General features: G+C 38.0%; 22 protein-coding genes, 1 tRNA gene and 1 pseudogene. 14 read left to right on the forward strand and 10 right to left on the reverse strand.

Translation table 11 applies throughout. The features are described from left to right. Window positions 1-2: 2 nt before the first annotated feature. The 3 genes and pseudogenes from MTZ49_RS08865 to MTZ49_RS15805 all read left to right on the forward strand — a co-directional run bounded on the left by MTZ49_RS08865 (window position 3) and on the right by MTZ49_RS15805 (window position 854). Window positions 3-332 carry a hypothetical protein gene (locus MTZ49_RS08865; RefSeq protein WP_264745195.1) on the forward strand — a complete coding sequence of 110 codons (330 nt, stop codon included), beginning with the start codon at window positions 3-5 and terminating at the stop codon, window positions 330-332. Between the two features lie 156 nt (window positions 333-488). Next, a pseudogene (locus MTZ49_RS08870) lies at window positions 489-674 on the forward strand (RHS repeat-associated core domain-containing protein); the annotation flags it as partial. A 27-nt stretch (window positions 675-701) separates the two neighbouring features. Beyond that, on the forward strand, window positions 702-854 hold the full coding sequence (locus tag MTZ49_RS15805) for a hypothetical protein (RefSeq protein ID WP_413774188.1): 153 nt from the start codon (window positions 702-704) through the stop codon (window positions 852-854). 439 nt (window positions 855-1,293) lie between these two features. Here MTZ49_RS15805 and MTZ49_RS08875 read toward each other — a convergent pair whose 3' ends face one another. The 5 genes from MTZ49_RS08875 to MTZ49_RS08895 all read right to left on the reverse strand — a co-directional run bounded on the left by MTZ49_RS08875 (window position 1,294) and on the right by MTZ49_RS08895 (window position 5,502). Then, complete coding sequence (locus MTZ49_RS08875; RefSeq protein WP_264745196.1) at window positions 1,294-2,319, reverse strand: alpha/beta hydrolase; 1,026 nt, start codon at window positions 2,317-2,319, stop codon at window positions 1,294-1,296. Window positions 2,320-2,366: 47 nt separating this feature from the next. Then, the gene (locus MTZ49_RS08880) at window positions 2,367-2,753 is read right to left on the reverse strand and encodes a cyclophilin-like fold protein (RefSeq protein ID WP_264745197.1); all 387 of its coding nucleotides are present in this window, start codon (window positions 2,751-2,753) and stop codon (window positions 2,367-2,369) included. 117 nt (window positions 2,754-2,870) lie between these two features. Beyond that, entirely contained in the window at window positions 2,871-3,836 is a 966-nt protein-coding gene (locus tag MTZ49_RS08885; RefSeq protein ID WP_264747862.1) for an alpha/beta hydrolase, read from the reverse strand. Window positions 3,837-3,993: 157 nt separating this feature from the next. Further along, on the reverse strand, window positions 3,994-5,187 hold the full coding sequence (locus MTZ49_RS08890) for an MFS transporter (protein ID WP_264745198.1): 1,194 nt from the start codon (window positions 5,185-5,187) through the stop codon (window positions 3,994-3,996). Between the two features lie 81 nt (window positions 5,188-5,268). Next, window positions 5,269-5,502 (reverse strand): hypothetical protein, encoded by a 234-nt coding sequence (locus tag MTZ49_RS08895; RefSeq protein WP_264745199.1) that lies wholly within the window; start codon window positions 5,500-5,502, stop codon window positions 5,269-5,271. Window positions 5,503-5,655: 153 nt separating this feature from the next. Here MTZ49_RS08895 and MTZ49_RS08900 point away from each other — a divergent pair, with 153 nt between their 5' ends. The 6 genes from MTZ49_RS08900 (at window position 5,656) to MTZ49_RS08925 (ending at window position 10,756) form a co-directional block, all read left to right on the forward strand. After that, window positions 5,656-6,534 (forward strand): LysR family transcriptional regulator, encoded by an 879-nt coding sequence (locus MTZ49_RS08900; protein ID WP_264745200.1) that lies wholly within the window; start codon window positions 5,656-5,658, stop codon window positions 6,532-6,534. A 399-nt stretch (window positions 6,535-6,933) separates the two neighbouring features. Further along, window positions 6,934-7,395 carry a hypothetical protein gene (locus MTZ49_RS08905; RefSeq protein WP_264745201.1) on the forward strand — a complete coding sequence of 154 codons (462 nt, stop codon included), beginning with the start codon at window positions 6,934-6,936 and terminating at the stop codon, window positions 7,393-7,395. 144 nt (window positions 7,396-7,539) lie between these two features. Continuing rightward, window positions 7,540-8,013: a hypothetical protein gene (locus MTZ49_RS08910; RefSeq protein WP_264745202.1), complete on the forward strand. Its 474-nt coding sequence runs from the start codon at window positions 7,540-7,542 to the stop codon at window positions 8,011-8,013. 22 nt (window positions 8,014-8,035) lie between these two features. Then, window positions 8,036-8,836, forward strand: a complete 801-nt coding sequence (locus tag MTZ49_RS08915; protein ID WP_264745203.1) for a DUF1911 domain-containing protein — start codon at window positions 8,036-8,038, stop codon at window positions 8,834-8,836. A gap of 61 nt (window positions 8,837-8,897) precedes the next feature. Further along, a complete protein-coding gene (locus tag MTZ49_RS08920; RefSeq protein WP_264745204.1) occupies window positions 8,898-9,710 on the forward strand; it encodes a hypothetical protein in 813 nt (270 codons plus the stop codon). An 896-nt stretch (window positions 9,711-10,606) separates the two neighbouring features. Continuing rightward, the gene (locus MTZ49_RS08925) at window positions 10,607-10,756 is read left to right on the forward strand and encodes a hypothetical protein (protein WP_264745205.1); all 150 of its coding nucleotides are present in this window, start codon (window positions 10,607-10,609) and stop codon (window positions 10,754-10,756) included. Between the two features lie 283 nt (window positions 10,757-11,039). Here MTZ49_RS08925 and MTZ49_RS08930 read toward each other — a convergent pair whose 3' ends face one another. Together MTZ49_RS08930 and MTZ49_RS08935 are read right to left on the reverse strand one after the other, a co-directional pair. Next, the gene (locus MTZ49_RS08930; protein ID WP_264745206.1) at window positions 11,040-11,183 is read right to left on the reverse strand and encodes a hypothetical protein; all 144 of its coding nucleotides are present in this window, start codon (window positions 11,181-11,183) and stop codon (window positions 11,040-11,042) included. 334 nt (window positions 11,184-11,517) lie between these two features. Further along, window positions 11,518-11,679 carry a hypothetical protein gene (locus MTZ49_RS08935; protein ID WP_264745207.1) on the reverse strand — a complete coding sequence of 54 codons (162 nt, stop codon included), beginning with the start codon at window positions 11,677-11,679 and terminating at the stop codon, window positions 11,518-11,520. 503 nt (window positions 11,680-12,182) lie between these two features. Here MTZ49_RS08935 and MTZ49_RS08940 point away from each other — a divergent pair. Further along, entirely contained in the window at window positions 12,183-14,765 is a 2,583-nt protein-coding gene (locus tag MTZ49_RS08940) for an autotransporter outer membrane beta-barrel domain-containing protein (RefSeq protein WP_264745208.1), read from the forward strand. 1,027 nt (window positions 14,766-15,792) lie between these two features. On the opposite strand, the gene MTZ49_RS08945 is transcribed toward MTZ49_RS08940, so the two are convergent. Continuing rightward, window positions 15,793-15,868: transfer RNA gene (locus MTZ49_RS08945), tRNA-Gly, on the reverse strand. Window positions 15,869-15,916: 48 nt separating this feature from the next. Then, a complete protein-coding gene (gene pgsA, locus MTZ49_RS08950) occupies window positions 15,917-16,519 on the reverse strand; it encodes a CDP-diacylglycerol--glycerol-3-phosphate 3-phosphatidyltransferase (RefSeq protein ID WP_264745209.1) in 603 nt (200 codons plus the stop codon). 314 nt (window positions 16,520-16,833) lie between these two features. Between pgsA and MTZ49_RS08955 the strand changes: the two genes are divergently transcribed. The 3 genes from MTZ49_RS08955 to hemH are packed head-to-tail and all read left to right on the forward strand — an operon-like array spanning window position 16,834 to window position 18,812. Then, the gene (locus MTZ49_RS08955; RefSeq protein WP_264745210.1) at window positions 16,834-17,394 is read left to right on the forward strand and encodes a DUF2059 domain-containing protein; all 561 of its coding nucleotides are present in this window, start codon (window positions 16,834-16,836) and stop codon (window positions 17,392-17,394) included. Window positions 17,395-17,403: 9 nt separating this feature from the next. Beyond that, complete coding sequence (locus tag MTZ49_RS08960; protein ID WP_264745211.1) at window positions 17,404-17,718, forward strand: BolA family protein; 315 nt, start codon at window positions 17,404-17,406, stop codon at window positions 17,716-17,718. A gap of 59 nt (window positions 17,719-17,777) precedes the next feature. Next, window positions 17,778-18,812, forward strand: coding sequence for a ferrochelatase (gene hemH, locus MTZ49_RS08965; RefSeq protein ID WP_264745212.1), 1,035 nt, complete (start codon window positions 17,778-17,780; stop codon window positions 18,810-18,812). Here the strand turns inward: hemH and ttcA are convergent. Beyond that, the gene (gene ttcA, locus MTZ49_RS08970) at window positions 18,809-19,633 is read right to left on the reverse strand and encodes a tRNA 2-thiocytidine(32) synthetase TtcA (protein ID WP_264745213.1); all 825 of its coding nucleotides are present in this window, start codon (window positions 19,631-19,633) and stop codon (window positions 18,809-18,811) included. The genes hemH and ttcA overlap by 4 nt on opposite strands. 156 nt (window positions 19,634-19,789) lie before the next feature. On the opposite strand from ttcA, the gene MTZ49_RS08975 reads away from it, so the two are divergent. After that, window positions 19,790-21,028, forward strand: a complete 1,239-nt coding sequence (locus tag MTZ49_RS08975) for a DUF3426 domain-containing protein (RefSeq protein WP_264745214.1) — start codon at window positions 19,790-19,792, stop codon at window positions 21,026-21,028. The last annotated feature ends 217 nt before the right edge of the window (window positions 21,029-21,245 follow it).

Genomic DNA, 21,245 nt, shown 5'->3' on the forward strand with positions numbered 1-21,245 from the left:
ATATGAGTGATATAGATTTTAACATGCATAATATGCCAATGCTTTTATCAAGAAATAAAAGTGATGATTATCAAAAAAGAGTTATAAAATCGTCTACAATATTATTGTCTTTTTTAAAAGATAATAATTTAATCAATATTGATCCATTTAATGAACAAGGCTATTTAAAATTAGATCTAGTTGTTAAACAATCTAATCTAACAGATATTGGTAATGCTTTATTTGTCAAGATAATACCTAATTGGTTTAAATATATAGATAAAGGTGGAAATGCTGAAAATATAACAAAACTTGAAAAGGGATTGATGGAATTGCAAAAAACAGTATCTTAGACTGATTAATAACCTAGATGAATAATAGTTTTTCTCCATACTCGTTTGGTTAGCCGGTCTGAACAACTCACAGACAATCAAGACAATACCACTTGGCAAGCGGAATATGAAATTTGAGACAATATAACAAACAAATGGAAAAACAACCAAAATTACTTTGAGCAAAACTTAAGATACCAAGGCCAGTATCTGGATAGAAAAACAGGATTGCACTATAATACCTTTAGGTATTATGACCCTGATATAGGACGATTTATTCAGCCTGATCCTATAGGTTTGTTAGACGGGCACAATCTTTATCAATATGCTCCGAATCCTATTCATTGGGTTGATCCTTGGGGATGATATAGGTATAAACCAAGAGATGAAATTAGAGCACAACCGAGTTCAAGGGGGACTGCAATAAATCGTGCATGGGTACAAGAGCATGATTTAGTTAAGGCTGGTGGAGGAGCAAGAAACTGGACTCCGCAAGAGAGAGTTAATATTAAGTTCCAGAATGCTATTAAAATCATTATGTAATCCCTAGGTCTATGCATAATCGCTTAGCAGAGAGGCTTGTTGGTTTAGATGTTGATAGCACAAGGAATTTAATTTATTTGTCTAAAGAACGAGGAACTCATCCTAATTATATCGTCCCTGTTTATACACTAAATTACTTTCTAATAAGCGTCTGCCATTATTGAGAATACTATTATAAAAAATGTTATAAACAGTCGGTTTAATTAAAACATGTTCCCCTGGTGAGGTCACTGTATGAATAATAGATAAGATAGCTGGTATGACATTAGTTGAATAAAGTATCCAGTCTTTATTTATCTGAAAATTATGCCGTTTACTCCACCATAATTTGACTGCATTTAAATATTCATCTGGCACAATCGTATAACCAATCTAACTACAAATAAATAATCATTGGAGCTTCTTCCATCCATAAGTCTCTAATGGAGAAGAAAGCCAACTATTGTGCTAAATAATGGTTAAAAAATCGGCTGCTTTCATTAAAGTAACGTTTAGTTTCAGGGGCATCTGGCACCATTAAATACTGGGCGTGTGATAAACCTTCAAGTACTATTAAATCAGCAGTCACACCAGCATCACGTAGTTTTAAATGCATTCGTACGGTATTACTTAAAAACAGATCGCGTGTTCCACTGAATAACAGTGTTGGTGGAAAATCTGTAACATCACCATAAATGGGTGAAAGTAACGGATCCTTTAAGTCTTCACCATTAGCATACAGTTTTGCTGCATCACCCAGCCAGCCGTCATAACTAACCAGAACATTATCAATCCCTTCATGGGTGAAATAAGAATCGCCTGTTTTAGATAAATCAGTCCAAGGTGTTCCCACAACAATTGCGGCTGGTAATGGTAAACTTTCTGCTTTAGCTTTTAACATTAGCGCGAGCGTTATACCGCCACCAGTAGAGGTGCCAAAAACCCCTATTTTGTTCGCTGGGTAATGCTTAAGAATTTCACGATAAGCTGCTACTGCATCATCAATAGCGGCTGGAAAGGGGAAATCAGGTGGCATACGGTAATCAATTGAAATCACTTTAATTTGGCCAAAGCCTGCCATCAAAATGGCTTCATCCGTTCCAGCCTCTCCCGGATTAAGCACATAACCGCCCCCATGAAAATGTAGCAATACACGATTTTTGTTTTCAGATCGAGTCTGTTTTGGTGTAATAATAAAGCCATTTATACCACCAAACTGCACAGGTTCAACAGTAACCTGCATCTGCTTACGTAAAGCTGGCAATTGCTGAATACTATGCTGAGCAAATTGATTAACCCAGTTCTTCCACTCCTGATTTGTTTTTGGATGGTCATTCCAAATAGATGCAGGCTCACCAGAAACCAGTGGCAGAATTTGAGTGCTGACGGTTTCTGGCGTAGGGAAATGACGAACCTGAGTATTTTGCGCATGGGTAGATAGGCTGAAAAATATCAAAAGCACGATCATATATTGTCTTATATTCATACGAGTTTCTCACTAATGTTTAACCATATAAGCAAACCTTAAGAGCTTTAGTCGATCAGCTCAATCACAGCGTTAAAATCACGTTTCATGGTGACCAGCTTTTCTTTGCCTGACTCAATTCGTCCTAACACATATAATTGAGTGCCATGGCCATTACCTTTATAGAATATGGCTAAATTGCCCCAAGGTGCATAATAGGTAAAGTCACCTGTTGTTTGTTCTGCATTTGGTGTGTTATGTGTCGTGAGCTTTTTAGGTGGATAGGCAATTTTTTCTGTATTAGAAAAATCAGAGAAACTTAAGGTTAACGGTAATTGAGCCAAAAGTTCATGGCTGGCAGCTGTATCAAACAAACTAACCACGACTTCATTGTTGGCAAAAGTGACTTTAATACGGGCAATCACCGTATCTCGAGAGTTATTTGATGTGTTCATTTGTGCACTTGCCCATGTTGTAAACATAAAACCTATGAAAAAAGTGAAAAAAAGTTTTTTAATCATAGCGTTGCTCCCTTAATTAGGAGATACGTTGGTATCTCCCGTTTTTTAACATTACTGCAAGTTGGTTTTAAAGAATGTGGTTAGTTTATCAAATGGAATAAGATTCACTCGGTCATATAAATCCACATGTCCTGTATCTGGAACGATATAAAGTTCTTTGGGTTGTGCTGCGCGTTTGTAAGCGTCTTGACTAAATTCAATTGAATGAGCTTTTTCACCAGCAATAAATAACATTGGCCGTGGTGAAATAGTTTCAATATCATTGAACGGATAGAAATTCATAAATTTCACGTTGCTGGTCAGGGTTGGATGAGTTGTTAACTCAGCAGACAAACCTTTAGGCGTAAATTCTCCTCGAGGCGTACGATAAAAATCAAAGAATTCGCGCTCAATCGGCGTAGACTTATCATTAATTTCATGTACCGTTCCACTGGTATATTTTGTTTCACCGCCAGTGAATTCAACATAACGTTGCTGAGCAGCATCGGCAATGATTTGCTTTCTTTGTTCCAGCGTTAATGAGTGATTTAACGCATTGCGGTTTGCAGCCCCCATATCGTACATACTCACTGTCGCAATCGCCTTCAAGCGGGGATCGATTTTAGCCGCGCTGATGGCAAAGCTGCCACTGCCACAAATACCAATTACACCTATATTTGCTCGGTCCACAAAAGGCTGCGTTCCTAAATAATCCACGGCCGCACTAAAGTCTTCGGCATAAATATCGGGTGATACTAAATTACGTGGTTGTCCCTCGCTTTCCCCCCAATACGACAGATCAATTGCTAACGTGACGAAGCCTTGTTCTGCCATTTTAGTTGCATATAAATTAGCACTTTGCTCTTTTACCGCTCCCATAGGATGACCGACAATAATAGCCGGATGCTTAGCATTTTGGTCGAACGCTTTAGGCATAAACAAATTACCTGTCACATTCATAGTAAATTGGTTTTTAAAGGTTACTTTTTGTACGGTTACTTTATCGCTTTGATAAAAATTATTTGCACCATTTGACATATCTTGACCTATAGCTGATGTGGATGAAATAATGCCTGCGAAAGCGATCAATATTGCTATCGCACCATTAAAGTTGAGGAGTTGCCGAAGTTTTGTCATAAGACCCCCTTTGGTATAATAAATGGTCGTTTACATTAATAATTTTCAAAATAAAACATTACGCTAATCTATTTGTTGCCCTGAAAAATAATGAGAAACTCAATTTGATTAATATTGCTGATCCAGCCAGAATCAGCGCTGCTGTGATAAAGATACCGTACATGCCTATATTGTCGAAAATCAGTCCACCGATCGCTGCTGCTAAGCCAATCGAAAATTGAATTGCAGCCACCGATAGGCCACCAATCATTTCTGCTTTATCTGCTAGAGTACGAGCAATCCACGTAGACCAACCGACAGGGATAAAACCAAACATCAATCCCCAGCCAATGACTAAGATCAAGTTCCAAATGGTTTGTCCATTACTGCTCAATAATAAAATCGCAAGCACGAGCAGGATAAGATGAACAGCAATCATGGTTGCTCGAAACTGTTTGCCGAGGAAAAAACCAGCAATAAAAGTTCCCATGCAATTAGCGATACCAAATACTAGTAAAACAGTTGCTAATGTATCTGACGATAATGTCAGGTTATATTCGAGAAATGGCCTAAGATAAGTGAAAAAGATATGGTAACCACCGTAACTGAAAATTGTGGCACCAATACCAATAAGCACCCAGTTTTGCTGCAACAGACCAAACATATTTTTAAAACCATTGCCTGTCTGCGCTGTTAAGGAAGGTAAAGCAAAATATTGCCAGACGAGTGCAATAGCACTTAACAGCGCGGAAAGTAGGAAAACGCTACGCCAGCCAATTATAGAACCTAAATAGCTGGCAAGTGGTAAGGAAATAATGGTCGCGACAGAAACTCCCGCATATATAATACTTAACGCACGGGGAATATCTCTTTTAGGCGCCAGCTGTAACGCAACTGCCGAAGCCATTGACCAGAAGCCACCGACGCAAAGCCCTAATATACCGCGACCCATTAACAACACAGGATAATTAGGTGCTAAGGCAACCAATATGTTTGAAATCACTAATAAAGCAGACAATATCAGTAAAATATAACGCCGATTAATCGTCTTCGTTAATGGCGATAATGTCAGGCTGGCAAGCACGGCCAAAACACCCACCACTGTTACGCTTTGCCCAGCCATACCTTCGGTAATATTTAACTCTTGCGCAATAGGTGTTAATAAACTCACTGGAATAAACTCTGCAGCAATTAAACTGGTTACCCCTATAAACAGCGAGCAGATTGCCGACCAATGTGCTTTTTCCAATGATGCATTTATCTCTACTTTCATCTTAATACTCAATCAGTTAAAAATCAGCGAACGTGTCATAACGAACGCATTACTTTTGTCAGTAAAAGGCAACTTACTCTCTCATTTATTAAAAAATTGAGGTGAATTGCCATTACGACTTTTTTTCAAGGAGTAAAGCAAATAGTCAAGACAATCGATCTGCTTTTGTTTTTCATGGAGTAGTTCAAGCAACTGGCAACGGTGACGAAGTAATATGCGTAATTGTTCTGCTGTATTACCTTTTGCTTGCAAGTCAATATACTTCGCTATGAACGCTTCTTTACAACCCGCATCTTTTAAGTTTTGAACACTCACCAAAAACACATCCATCTCATCTTTTAACCCGATTACTTTTAATATTTTTAAGTTTATTAAGATAATAAAGGTATGTAAAATACTTATATTGTATAGTAAGTAATGCCTTTAAAGCATAGGTCTATATTTTGTTAAATATAGGGAGTACAGTTCATGGATATCAAAGTACTACGTTATTTCTTAGCACTTGCCAGAGAGGAGAGTGTAACTGCTGCTGCCGAATATTTACACTTAACTCAACCAACCTTATCAAGACAACTTAGCGAACTGGAAGATGAACTCGGTACTACATTGTTTATTCGCGGTAGCCGAAAAATAACACTAACTGATGAAGGAATGCGGTTGCGTAAACGAGCGGAGGAAATCGTTGAATTGGTCAGAAAGACTGAGGCCGAATTTCAGGCTCCAGTGGAAATCATTAGCGGCGATATTTACATTGGTGGTGGTGAAAGCTATGTGATGGGATTGGTCGCTGATGTGATTAAAGAGTTACAGAACGATTATCCACATGTTAATGTTCATATTTTTAGTGGCGATGCGGATGAAGTTACTGAACGTATCGATAAAGGTTTATTAGATTTCGGAGTACTTATTGAACCAGCACATATCAGTAAATATGACTCTTTAGTTTTACCAGCAAAAGATACATGGGGGGTATTAATGCGCAAAGATAGTCCTTTGGCGCAAAAAGAGTTCATTCAACCGAAGGATTTATGGGACTTGCCTTTGATTGGTTCAAAGCAACGGTTTGTTGATGACCGCATCGCAAAATGGATTAAACGTGATTATAAAAAACTAAATATTGTTGCAACGTATAATTTAATTTTTAATGCAACCTTAATGGTGGAAAAAGGTATTGGTTATGCATTATGTCTGGATAAACTGGTCAATACTGCTGGTAATAGCTCACTCTGTTTCCGTCCACTTAAACCAGTACTGGAAGTAGATGTGGATATTGTTTGGAAAAAATATCAGATATTCTCTAAACCGGCTGAACTGTTTTTACAACGTCTGAAAGCCGCTTTTGGCTAAGCTACTTCACGGATATTTTTTAGTCTTGTTTGATTTGGCTTTTAATTATTTTAGGTAAACTATTCGATTAATTTAAAAAATATAAATAAACATTTTAAAGAAGTGAGTAAGGCTTAAAAAATTAACATAAAATCAAGCATGGTCGCAAACTAGATTTTTGACAAAAATAATGTAGCGTTTTATAACTATCGACAATTACATATAACAACCATAAAGATTACATGTAACAAATTAAAAGCGAAATTTCAGCTCTTAATGGGGATTATCTGTGTAATTCCGGGTGTTGGGGGCGGGTTTCGGTTAGCATTTAAGTCACTCCTCAGAAAAACGCAGTTCTATGGTCCTGTCATGTTTGATGTTGTTGTAGCGATTTTAGAAGAAGCTAACCGATTATTCGACATGAATTTACCACTAAATCCTGAAAAATACTTGATGCAAATGATAGATGTACCAGCGTTACAAGGATACCTTGATGAAGTTCGTGTAAAAAGTGTCGCGGAACTTAATGAGTATACTGTAGCACGTTGGTTGGGAGCCCCTGAAAAACTGGATAGTTTTTTACGTGATGTGAGTGGCCAATTAACCATGATTGTCGAAGATGTATTAGTTCCTGCAGTACGTATTGCCATTGAACGCTGTCTATTAAAGCGTATAAACTCAGCCAAAAACAGTTTCGCACCACAAGGAAAAACGGGGAATACCCAACCCCATGGTAAGACCAGTATACCAACCGTAACCAAAAGTCGCGGTAATTTGACGGCCAGAATTAGAAGTCAGTTCCAAAATATTAATATGAATTTTGTGATTGGCGGGGTTGGCGAACATGTTGCCGATTACTATTGTCTTGAGCAATTAGGATGAGGTAAAGGACAATGGATTGAGCATGATAAAGGACAAGCAGGGTCTTGGCAACAATCACCAAGTTCACATCACCCAGGCAAACTAAACGACGGCAAAAAACTCAATAAAAATAGCTATATTGGCAATGATACAGGTATTGATGGCTTGTGGCGAGCAAATCCTAGTAATAACCAAGGTAAAAAATATGCCATTATTGAAGCAAAAGCCACCGCAGGTATTGCCAGACCAACGACCAAGTATCTTGCCAGTCGGCTAGGGGTATTGTCAGAAAAACATAAAGGTAAACCAGTTATTCAGATGGATCATCATTGGGTTAAGCAGAGAGTGGATAGATTAATGATATCATTGTCGCCTGATATTAGGGCTGATTTTAGACCTTATTCTCAAAATGCTAACTACTCAATAATATGTACCCGTCATATTATTGCTGTATCACTGTTAGTTGAGCCAGGTCTCTCTCATATTGAGGCGATGATGGATGATACAAAATCTGATCTTGATCATGCAGTTCATAGCGGTATTGTGATACATAAGTACGGTGAACCAACCATAGAAAATATTATCAAGGAAAAACGACGTCGCTTAACTTCTAAAGGCAATGGAAACAAGCCTAAGTAAAAGCATAATAGGAGAAATAATAATGTCAGAATTTGAACAACAACGCCGTCAAAAATTATTAGATGAGGACTTTTATCACTATTTTCAAAAAATTTTGAATTGGGAAATTTCTGAATATGATAAACATATGAAAACAACTAAAGAGCCTTTTACTGAACCGATGGTTTTTCTTCAATATGAACAATTGTGTTTAGACTATACAGCGGGTAAATCTATTTCAGAATTACCACCCTTGATGGTTTCTATAGTAGAACTTACCACAGAAGCTATAGATTTTGTGGTTAGACATTCATCGGTAAAAAATAATGAATTTGTGACGCAATTAAATAGCTTTAGTAAGTACTTTGAGAGTGAGTTTCTTTCAAATTTATTGGGATTATGTATCTTATTTGACAGACAAGACTGGTTTGAAACGATTGTTAAAGCGACCGATCTTGATCAGGAAAATAGAGAAAAGGCGATTGATAGTTTAATTGCGATGAAAATCCCTAACTATCCTATTACCGAAGCTAACACGCCAAGAGGGCTCAGTTTTAGAAATCCTCTTTATAAAGCGATACATGCTGAAACCCCAAAAGAAACCTTAAAATACTTAGATGAATATTTATGTCGCTGGTATGACGGACTACGTAAAGCAGGTTATGAATATATTGATATTCACTTATCACAGCAAGAGGATTCACGTGACTATTGCTCATTCTATGGTTACTGGTGTTTTGAAGCAGCGGCAGTCGCATATTTAAAAAATATTGACGACAGTAGCTTACAGCATTTTATGTATTACCCTAAAGACATGGTGGCGTACGCACGAAATAAGCAATAAAAATAACCTTGGCTCGTGTAAAACTATTGAGATATAAAAAATAAGACATAAGGTGGATATCATGTGGCCTAAGTCAGACATAGCAAAATTACCTCCGCCACAACCAATTAAACTCTGGAACTGGTTGTGTATCATCCTATTGGTTTTTGCATTAGCCATACTGATAACGCTATTCTTTTTCTCCGATAGTGTTAACAATAATAATACCTTCTTTGTTGTGATTCTTGTCGGAATTACAGTGGCGGTGACGGGTATGCTTTTTGGTCTCCGCCTTTTTATCTATGGTTTAAGCGAGGAAAAAATCGCTCTTTGGAGTGAGGAAATAAAACTCCGCGATGAAAAATGGCAAGACTGGTCAATGCAATCATTGGCTGTGCTCGGTAGTGTTGTCATTACCCCTCAAAATTTATCGACTGATGACTTATTAGCGAATCAGGCTGAACAAAGTTATTCAGCTCATGAAGTATTTGCTTTTAGTGAGACAAATAAATGGTTTTATTTAGAGTCCTATCAGTGGATTTTATCCAATTTGTATGACCGATTAAGCCAAATGGATGATGGTGATACTCTAACTATTTTACAGTTAAATCAGCATGAACGAAGACAAGATACCGAAATACTCATTCGACGTGCGTATAACGAATTAAAGCTAACACTTGCCCTCGAGTTTCAATATATAGAGTCAAATCAAGAAGGGCCTTTTAACGCCAATCAATTAATTGATAACGAAGAGCCTGCGTTATATTTAGTTATTACTGATAATACGATGGATAATGATAGTTCGTCCTTTATTAGTGCTCTATTAGTGGCTAATGAGTCGTTAGCCGTGTTGATTTTAAGGTCAGTTAGTTTTGACATGACATTTTCCTCATAACGTAACAAATACAAACGTTAATACAATGTAGATTAACGCGGTGATGTTGTTAATGAGAAAACGGAAATAGACATGTACTATTTCAAAATCACAGATGTACTAATTTATGTACTAAATTTTTCAGGCTTAAATAGGTTTTTAATGGAAACTATAAGCACCTGAAAAACTATAACTATGTGATTTATATAGAATCTTGGAACTTACTGGATGTTAATAACATATGAATTGGAGCGGGAAACGAGACTCGAACTCAGATTATAACATGTTGTTTTTAATTAAATTAATTTTTACCAGAACGCACTTTGGCGCCATTTCTGGTACCGTCAATTTTATTTCAATGAAACAATGTTGTCAAACCCTGTAAGAGAGTAGATTTCCCAAATTACAAAGCTAATATTCCAGATATGGATAATTTTAACTTAACAAGTTATTCAAAGGTTGAGTGGTAAAGTTTATTACTCAAAATATCGCTTTAAAAATCATCAATTTATAATTGATAAATACAACATTAAGATAGTCATCTCTAATATAAATGTTATTGTTATCAAATAATTATTAGTATAAGGATTGAGGAAGCTATAATGAATAAAGTAATATCAGACCAAACTCAGTCAGAATTTAATAATGAAATGAGAGAAACTAAAGAGCAATTTATTAACTGAGCGTTAGCCGCACGAGATCATGCGAAAAGAACGGGTATATATTATTCTGTAGATGAGGTTTTAGCTAAATGATCCTGAATTTATTGAAGGAAAAGAGTCAAATGACTTTTACCAGACAGAAAGAGGAAAAGTTGTTTCTAATGATCGCAGAAGTATAGCTGCTACCTATGCCAAATTTATGACTTTTATCCATTCAATGATATTGAATCCACTTCACCTAGACCGATATTACTTGTGGTTGGTGAAATCGCCCCTTCTCGTGGCTGCATTGATAATGCTTATAAATTAGCCGCAGAGCCTAAAGAGCTTGTTATTGTGCCAAAAGCTAATGGCATAGATTTGTATTATCGTGCAGATTTGATTCTATGGAATAAGTTAACTTAATTTTTTAACCAATACCTTAATAACTACTAACAATGTTTTACTATAGCTACAGCCTATATGGGCTGTAGCTATAGCTTTCTTAATTAAATATTATCTAAAATTTTTTGTAAAAACTAACGTTAAAATACAAGTTAAAGTCATTAAGAAACCATATCCAATCGCTAATTCAATAAAACTAGATTTATGAGCAATTTGGCTAACGATCAAATTAGGTATGGTAGCCCCACTATAAGAAATAAAAAATATAGTAGAAAGGACACTAGCCCTATCTTTTTCATTTGTTTCATTTAAGATGAGAACGCATAAAGCCTGTAAATATTGCTCCCCAAGCTATGCCTGCAAAAATACTAGCAATAAGAAAGGGAATAAAACTAGCTAGATGTAAAAATAAGATCACCGCAACAATACTAACTAAAAATAATATCATTTCCAATTTCTGAGCTTTAATAGGATTAATTTTCCCGCAATGGAACCACCAATTAGATTGGGAGCCACAATACTATTAGTTATACCAAGTTGTTGAAATGCCATCGTTAAACTGTATACTTGATAAAGACCCTCAATAGCCAATATCTCAATAAATATACAGGTTGTAGCAGGCAAATATTTTCTAACTGATTTTGGAACATATATCTGTGGAATTAAAGAGCGTATAACACCTTTACATTTATTTTGCCCAATAGTTTCAATGCTGAATATAAATAAAACAGCACAAATAATTAATATGGCTAAAAGAACTTCAAAAACTAATATTGTTGACCCTAGCTTGACTCCTTCAGTAAACCTGAACCAAATGCTCCGCAGGTTAGTCCAAGCATGGGTGAGCCACTGATTACGGTAGTACCTAACCAGATAGGGGATTCAGGAGCGGTGTCTACAGCATAGGTAGCTATAGAATACAAACCATAGGATAAGCCTTGCATCAATCTGCCAATAAAAAGAGAAGAACTACTTGATGAGACATGATAGAAAATTAAACAACCGATGGCTGCTAATAGAACTGTAATGAATGATATAAGCTTGTGCCCTAAATAATTTGACAGCCTAGCTAGTATTAATAGTGCTATCATTAAATTATTTTGCTCGTTTAAGGCTAAATACCGACTTGAACTCACTGGCATATCACAGTTTTTGAAAATACCTGTTAGTTGAGAAAAGTAAATTTTTAACTCATGCCTTATTAAATATTTACTCAACAAACAAATAAAAACGCGAACAACATAGTGGACTATTCCCAAATATATCTATGTGTGATTTGAAAGATATTCATTTAAACTTTAAGCATATCGTCGCATTGCTCTAATAAATCTTATGAAATATGCTTGACTTAAAAAATAATCTAAATCGTTATTTTAAGAGTTAAATATGAATATACAGATAAAATCACCTGTATGTAATGTTAAGAATATTTTTGGGGATATGGTGTATGACAATAGTGAAAACTTTTTCATTAAAAAATCTGGAATCTGCTATTAAGAAGAATACAGCGCAGATTTATGAAGAAAAAGAGATATTTAATACTCATACACATAATGTTGAAATTACTAGCTGTATCGCGACCTTGTTTTTTGCTTTGTTCTTCCATGCTGGTTCGTCCGTAGCAACTGTCTATACTGGAGACATAGATGTCGGTTCTGGACAGGATTTGTCCTATACCTTCAGTGGGGACGATATTCTTCAGGGCAACCTAACAGTTCACGACACTGGTATAGTCAGAGTCTCGACCCTGGACGACGTTTCCGTCACTGGACGTATAGAAGGCACCTTGGGAGGGCATCTATACCTGACGGCCGGAGGCGACTCGACCTTTCACGGGGTTCTGGACATCAACAATGGAGCGCACGCGAACATCTACCTCTACGGAAACGCACATTATATCGGCGATTTGCTTCTTGAGAGTTCTGGTGGCATGGTGGAGTTGAATTTGGCAGATGATGCTGAAATTAGCGGCCAGATCACTGGAGGTTCCTCAACCAACATCACTGTCCGCGCCAAGGACAGGACGACAATGTCCAGCGGTCTGACAGTGACCTCTGGCGGCAAGCTCACACTCTATCTCAGTGACTCAGCCAGCCTACAGGGCCCGATCATATCCGAAAGCGGCTCCTCGGTCCTTGATCTCTATGCAAGCGGCACTTCGATCGTGGATGGCGACCTTACTGTACAAGGCAGTGGCACTTCGCACTTCACCTTGTGGGACAGCGCTTCATACACTGGTAACATGGACGTGAGCGGGAGCGGCATACTGACCTTCACCACCCATGATAACACCACGATTAGTGGCGACCTGACCACTTTGGGTGGCAGTCAGTCAACATTTACCCTTAACGACGCCAGCCGCTGGGTCGGTAATGTCAATACGGAGCCTGGCGGAAGCACGACGGTGACCCTTAATGACAGTAGTAATCTCACGGGTGACCTTTTCACTGGGGCGGGCACGACAGCCACGTTTACTCTCAATGGTAACAGTTGGCTCAAAGGCTCCAGCGCGATTGAATGGGGCAATGCCGATATTTCTCTGAATGGCTCAGGAACTGCTTGGTATGTCACCCAATCCAACCGTATATCCGCGGCCAACGGGGCCACAGGCACCCAATACGCCTCCGCTGTGTCCAATCTTTCCCTGACCGACGGAGCTTGGGTGTATCTGGGGGCGCAGAACTACAATATGAATGGGGCGGCCAACAGGGTGCAACTGGACATTCTCAATCTATCAGGCAACGGTAATTTTGAATTGCGGCCTCATGTTAATGGGATTGGGGCAGGTGCTTACAACGACGGTGACCTTATTCATGTCACCAACACCAACGGTAGCCACAGTTTGCTTGTCCCCAGTGCACAGCTCGGACTCGGTAGCGTGGCTGTCAACGGGCAGGAAGTACTGAAACTCGTGCACAGCGTTGATGGCGGCGGGAGCTTTTCGCTCTATCAGGGAAAATCGGTGGACATAGGCCAATATACTTACAAGCTCATTCAAAACAGCGATGGACACTGGTATCTCGTGGCCGACGGGGGCGTGACTGAACCGGGTGGCGGCGGTGGTGGTAGTGGCGGTGGAGGTGGAGGTGGAACTGGAACTGGGGTTCCACCCGATCTTAACAGACCAGCCGAAACATCGTCCAACTTCATAACTACCAACTACGTTATAACTTATATTGAGCTCCAGACATTGTTGCAAAGGATGGGCGATCTTAGACACACTCGAGAGGGTGACGTATGGGCAAGGAGCTTTGTCGGCCGTTTGGACGCCACAGAGTTTCATCAACTTTCCAAATATTCCATGGATTATTACGGAATTCAGTTCGGGGCTGATAAAAACCTGAGTTCGATCAGTGACAAGTTTTTTGTGGGTGTCATGGGTGGCTATACGTGGGGCAGCCCAGAGCATGACAAGTCCAGCAGTGATATGAAGAGCTTCCATGCTGGTCTGTATGCGCTTTGGGGCACCGAGGACGATCTCTATATCGACGCCACTGCCAAAGTATCGCATATCCGGAACCAGTTTAAGACCTCGGACAGCCAAGGCATGACGGTTAAAGGAGATGGTTCGAGCAACGCCTACACTTTTGGCTTGGAAATCGGTAAACGGTTTTACTTTGCCGAAAAGCGGCAGGGTTTTTACGTGGAACCGCAGGTGCAGGGGGTGTATACGTATCAAAATAAGGTATCCTTTTCTTCTGACAACGGCTTGGATACGAAGATGAGCGCATATGATTCCACACTGCTTCGTGCCGGCGGGCTAATGGGCTATAACCTCAAGGAAAGCCAGATACCGCTGAATGTCTATCTCAAGGCCGGTTATGTGAGGGAATTCACGGCCGATGTGGACGTGCATTACAACAAAGTGTTCCACAATAATTACAACTACAAGGGAGAATGGCTGGACCTAGGGCTGGGGGTAACGGGCGAGATCGCAAACCGTCATTCCCTCTATGTGGACGTGGACTATGCAAGTGGCAGCCGTTTTGACAAGAAGCAGGTAAACGTTGGCTACCGCTTCGTTTTTTAGAGCAATGTTCCCTGAACAGTCGCCATGTGTTTCATTGTTCTTTGCCAAGGGCGCGGTAGGCGTCGAGGGTTATACGTATGTACATAACTTTCAAGCGTTTCTGCTGCAACAAAAAAAGAAGGTAAAGATGTCTTTATAGTTTTTATTTAACTTTATAGAACAGTAAGCTTGTGAAAGTAAAAAGTAGCAGTTGGAGGGTAGAGTAGGGTTTAAATTTATGACTGATTGATTAATAGTTAATTTTTTGATTAAGTTTCAATTAATAGTTTTTTAAGTATTTTTATAAAAATTGAAAAGTCTTATTTTTTATTATTTCCTCAATTGACTTTTAAGGCTCTTATTCTCTAAATTTACTTTAGTAACAATGAAAATGGCATACTGTTACAATAATTGATATGATTTTTGGGTTTCACTGCTACAGTATAAGTTAATAGATTAATATAATTAAATAACTTGTTTTGGTTTATTTATAATAATCTCCTAATACTTGGTATGGGTTAGTTACTACATTAAGTTGTGCTTTTAACTAACTCTATTTCTGAGTTAAATAATGCACATTTTGTATCTAGTAGTTCACGGAAGTTTGTTTGACCAGACAGATAACATAAATTAGCCAACATTACAGTACATACTATTGAAATTTGAAGTTTTTTATTTCTGGGGGTTGCCAGATTTGAAATACATCTGCTAAAAGAGGATGCAACGATAATAGAATTAATGGCTAAAAATAAAGCTATAAATATCTCTAGATAAAGGTGTGGCGTAACGTACGACTCAGAATCATAGGAAAAATAATTGAATTACCAAAGGGTTATTTTAATTAATAATGAATTTTTTAAATTTAGGTACCATTATGGTGCCATTTGATTAATCATAGATTATTAAAAATGGAGAAAAAACCACTTGAGAAAAGTACTAAAAAATACCATATATCAACGAATTAGATAAATTAAGATAGTGAATAGTAATAAAATTAGAATAATAATAGCTAAATATAAGCTTTTGATTTTTAATAAGAAATTGAATATGGGGCGGAAAACGAGACTCGAACTCGCGACCCTAACCTTGGCAAGGTTATGCTCTACCAACTGAGCTATTTCCGCTTTATTTGAGGTTGCTAATTTTATAGCAACCATGATGAGTGTCAATAGTTATTTGTCTATTTGTTTGGTTTCAGTTGTTTTTTCGCTAGTAAGATAGGGCCATGCCGCCATTAGGTAGTGGATCATTGACCAGATGGTAAGGATTGCAGCGATACCTAGTAGTATATAACCTGTAATTACCCATGCAGTGAGTTTGGGAGGGTTAGCCAGTAGGATAACAAGTGCTAGCATTTGCGCAGCAGTTTTCCATTTACCTAGTTTGGATACGGCAACATTAGTACGTGCACCTAGTTCGGCCATCCATTCTCTAAGGGCAGATACTACAATTTCACGGCCAACAATGATGATGGCGGAGAGTGTTAAGCAAAGGTTTACCATAGTGCCATGAATAACTCGTGAGTGACTGCCGACGAGGAGTACAAGTGCTACAGCTACAATAAGTTTGTCTGCTACGGGGTCTAGAAAAGCGCCGAAGGGGGTGGTTTGGTTCCACTGTCTGGCTAGGTAACCATCAAACCAGTCAGTAATGCAGGCAATAGCAAAGATGATACTAGCAGTTAGATAGACCCATTTAAACGGCAGTAGGTAGATAAATACAAAGATTGGAATCAGTATAACGCGAAGAACCGTAAGTATGTTGGGAATATTCATTGTAAACCTTTTTACTGAGTAGGCTATGGTGTATCACTATAGACTTTGTCGGTGGCTATGATAGCAAGCTTTTTCTGGTTGGTTAATGGGTTAGTGTATAATTTATTACATTTAGTTTTAAATAAGTATGATTATTAGACGATTGTATAGGGTGTAGGATATATGGAGGATAAACGTTACTGTGCTGTTTTAGGCAGTATCAATATTGTTACATTTGGTTGTTAAAGAGTGGAGTATTTTATGGACGGTGGGCATTAAAATAATCTAATATATGTTTTTATATAGAAACATCCCAGTAAAAGAAGGATATGTGAATGATGATTTCAACCATGTTACGTAATGTTTGTGTTGCTGGTGCTATTGTGTTAGCAGCTGGTTGTGCTACTGAATCTGCTAAACCAAAGTTAACACCTGCTCAACAAACTATTGCAGCTATGTCTTATGATCAGAAAGCCGCTAAGTTTTTAGATATTATTCATGCTGATAAGTTGACTACACCTGCTTATATGCAAGTGCAAACCATGCTTAATCAGTTATTTGAAGTAAGTAAGGCACCTGAAAGTAAGGTATCTGTGTTAGAGCGTTATCAAGGTCAAGCAAATGCTGTGTTAGATAAGGCGATTGGTTGGGATGTGATTAAGCCAGATGTAGTTAAGTTATATACTACTAATTTTACAGATGCTGAGTTAGCTCAGTTGATTGAGTTTTATGAGTCACCTACAGGTCAAAAAATGTTGAAGCAATTACCTGTGGTAACGATGCAAACGGAACAGTTGATTCATAAGAAAGTGATGGAGAATGCTGCTCCTGAAATTAATAATATCATTGAAAGCATGGCTAAGGAATTAAAGGTTCCTTTAAAAAGAACTCGATAAGTAGATAGTATGCAAGATCGTATCGATGCCGCTCTAGTAGCGGCTTTTTCACCTAAGCATTTTGTGGTGGAGGATGAAAGTCATTTTCACCATAGAGGCGAGCAAACACACTATAAGGTGATTATAGTGAGTGATTTATTTGATGGGGTGTCTAGAGTGAAGCGCCATCAGCAAGTTTATGCTGCATTAGGTGATATTATGCAGCAGATTCATAGTTTGGCTATTCATGCTTATACAATGAGTGAGTGGCAGCGTGAAGGTTTGTCAACAGTTCCTGAAAGCCCGCTTTGTAAAGGTGGCAGTTTGCACGATATGAATAAGTAGTTTGGGTTGAATGGTAGTTATTACGTGATGATGTGGTAGCTGCTTTTTTGAGGAATTTTATGTCAAATCACGCATTGTTGTTAATGAATTTAGGTTCACCAAAGTCTCCAAAAGCAGAGGATGTAAAGCCTTATTTAAAACAGTTTTTAATGGATCCTTATGTGATTGATTTGCCTTGGCCAATTCGTAGGTTGTTGGTGGCAATGATTTTAATTAAGCGTCCAGAGGCTTCTGCTCATGCTTATCAAAGTATTTGGTGGAATGAAGGTTCACCATTAGTGGTGTTGAGTAAACGCTTACAGAAGATGATGGAGCTGCATTGGCAGCACGGGCCAGTAGCATTAGCAATGCGTTATGGTGAGCCTAGTATTGAATCAGTATTGTTGGGATTAAAAAAGCAAGGTGTTGAGCAAGTAACATTAGCACCACTTTATCCACAATTTGCGGAGAGTACGGTAACAACTGCCTTAGAAGAAGTAAAAAGGGTGGTGAAGTTGCATGGTTTATCTTTTAAATTTAAGTTATTAGAGCCTTTTTATAATCAGCTTCGTTATCTTAATGCTTTGGTGAGTAGTGCACAGGAAGTAATGAAGCAAGATTTTGATCATTTGCTGTTTAGCTTTCATGGTATTCCTGAGCGCCATATTTATAAATTGGTTAAAGATGATAAACATAATTTACAGGCAACTCATAGCAGCCAGATAGATCAAAAATATATTGACGTTTGTTATCGTACGCAATGTTTAAAAACAGCTGAGTTGTTTGCTGAGCAAGTAGGATTACCTAGTGATAAGTGGTCAGTTTCTTTCCAATCTCGGTTAGGCCGTACTAAGTGGATTGAACCTTATACGGATATGCATTTAGATGAGTTGGCGGCTAAGGGTGTAAAGCGTTTATTAGTTATGTCACCTGCATTTGTGGCTGATTGTTTGGAGACTTTAGAAGAAATTGGTATTCGTGGTCGTGAACAGTTTTTAGCAGCTGGCGGAAGCAGTTTTGAGTTGATTCCTTGTTTAAACGATACACCTTCTTGGGTGGTTGCTTTAAATCAGTTATGCCAGCCTGAAGAAACTAAGCCTTTTACTATTAATTAGAGCTGCATTAAGTCAATAAATCGAGGGGTAGCTTGCTCGTCGATTTTAAGGTCAGTAAAGTTAAATAGTTTTGTATCTGCTAGTTGCGAAGGCACAACATTTTTTAATGCACGAAACATGATTTCGACACGGCCTGGATGGTCTTTTTCCCATTTATTAAGCATTTCTTTAACCACTTGGCGTTGTAGGTTATCCTGAGAGCCACAAAGATTACAAGGGATAATAGGGAATTCTTTAAGGGTGGCGTAGTTTTCAATATCTTTTTCCATGCAGTAGGCTAAGGGTCTGATTACAATATTGCGTTTATCATCAGCCAATAGTTTAGGTGGCATTGCTTTTAAGGTACCACCATAGAATAGGTTGAGGAAAAAGGTTTCTACAATATCGTCGCGATGATGACCAAGGGCTATTTTGTTGGCACCAATTTCATCGGCATAGGTGTATAGGGCGCCACGTCTTAAACGTGAGCAGAGCGAGCAAGTAGTTTTGCCTTCGGGAATTTTTTCTTTAACAATAGAGTAGGTGTCTTTTTCAATAATATGATAGTCAACTCCTATTGAGCTTAGATAGGCTGGTAATACGTGCTCTGGAAAACCAGGTTGCTTTTGGTCTAAATTAACAGCAACAAGGCTAAATTGGATGGGGGCTACTTTTTGTAGGTATAACAAAATATCAAGTAGGGTATAGCTGTCTTTACCACCAGATAAGCAAACCATGATTTTGTCGCCATCTTCGATCATATTATAGTCAGCCACTGCTTCACCTACTAAGCGACGCAGGCGTTTTTGTAGTTTGTTTTGATTGACTGAAAGTGTGGTCATGGATGTTGCTACCTAATGCTACCTAAAAGAAAAGAGCCGTATTTTACCTGTATCTGTACGTTAACACTAATTTTTCTTAACGTGTTGTGGTAACAGCATTTCTTTTTAATGAATAAGTCGCTAAAATGGCGGGCTTGTAACCAGAACTGATATGCAATGACTGATAAGTATATTATTGAATGCCCTAGCTGTAAGGTACGTTTTTTCGTCACCGATGATTTACTCGCGGCGGCAGGGGGAGCATTGCGTTGTGGATTCTGTAAACATGTCTTTAATGGCAATGATTATATTGTTTATCAAACATTAAAACCTGCTCCTGCTAAAGAGGAGGTAGAAGATACTCCAACTACTGAACAATCCTCTATTAGTCATCAGCAAGAAGCATCCCAACCAGAGAAAACAGAGCAAGCTAAAACAGGTCGTACGGAAGATTATTGGAATAACATAGTTGATACATTATCTAGTTTTTCGGTAAATTTTAAGTCTGTTGATGAGCCTAAAGTTATTGATAGTAAACCAGATTTTTCTAATGAAAAGAGAGAGTCACAACAAAGCTTATTTATTGCTGATGAGGTGGTTAATAACAAAACTCATATTGATGCTGATATTGTTGTAGCACTAAATAAGATAGATTTTGATCAGTTGTTGCAATTAGATGAAGCAGAGCTAATTGCTAAACAAAGTAAAGATATTACCAATGTATTAGCGAATTTTAATACCTCATTAGCAGAAGAGAATAGTTTTCAGCAGGCATTAGAACTTGATGAAGAAGATTCATCAGAATTTGATGAAGTACAGCATATAACGATAGATGATGGTGCACCAAAAGATATCTATGGTAATCGTCTTAAAAAAGTATCTGATATAGATTTTTCAATTCCCAGTCACAGCAGATCCAAAATAGTAAATAAGCATAGTGTTTTATGGTCATTGTTATCTATATTGGCAGTGTTAGTATTGTTAGGGCAGTATTTACGTTATGCTGCCCCTGAAATGGCTAGAACAGAAGCTAATAGGGCTTGGGCTGAACAGGTATGTAGTTATCTGTGGTGTGATGTACCAGATTTGGTAGATGTAAAGAAAATTATTACGAGTCAGCTGTTGGTAAGAAGTAATCCACAACATGATGGGGTACTGAATGTTGATGCAATTATTCGTAATGATTTAACTGTTTTCCAGCCTTTCCCTGTGATTGAGTTACGTTTTACTGACTTGAATGGACAAATAGTGGCAAGTCGTCGTTTTTTACCTGATGAATATTTGTCCCATGAAGCATTAAAGAAAAATAAAATGCCTCCACAAACCCCTATTTATATTTCATTTGAAATTATTGATCCAGGTGAAGAAGCCGTAGGTCATTCACTCTATTATTATCCTGTTGTACAATCTCATTAACCTATAATTAATCTAAATAAGTGATAATTGTCATCGTATTCCAATAAAATTAACTTGCAGACCAGCAAAAGTCGTACTAGTATTCAAGAAGCATTATTTGTGTAAATGATTTACTTTAGGGTTGAGTAGTACCTAGGGATTAGGAAATATAATGGAGTATTTATGTTTGACCCAGCTAACAGCACACATTTCAGCATAGATGTGCAGGAACCCAAAG

The sequence above is a fragment of the Entomomonas sp. E2T0 genome (assembly GCF_025985425.1).
Lineage (GTDB): Bacteria > Pseudomonadota > Gammaproteobacteria > Pseudomonadales > Pseudomonadaceae > Entomomonas.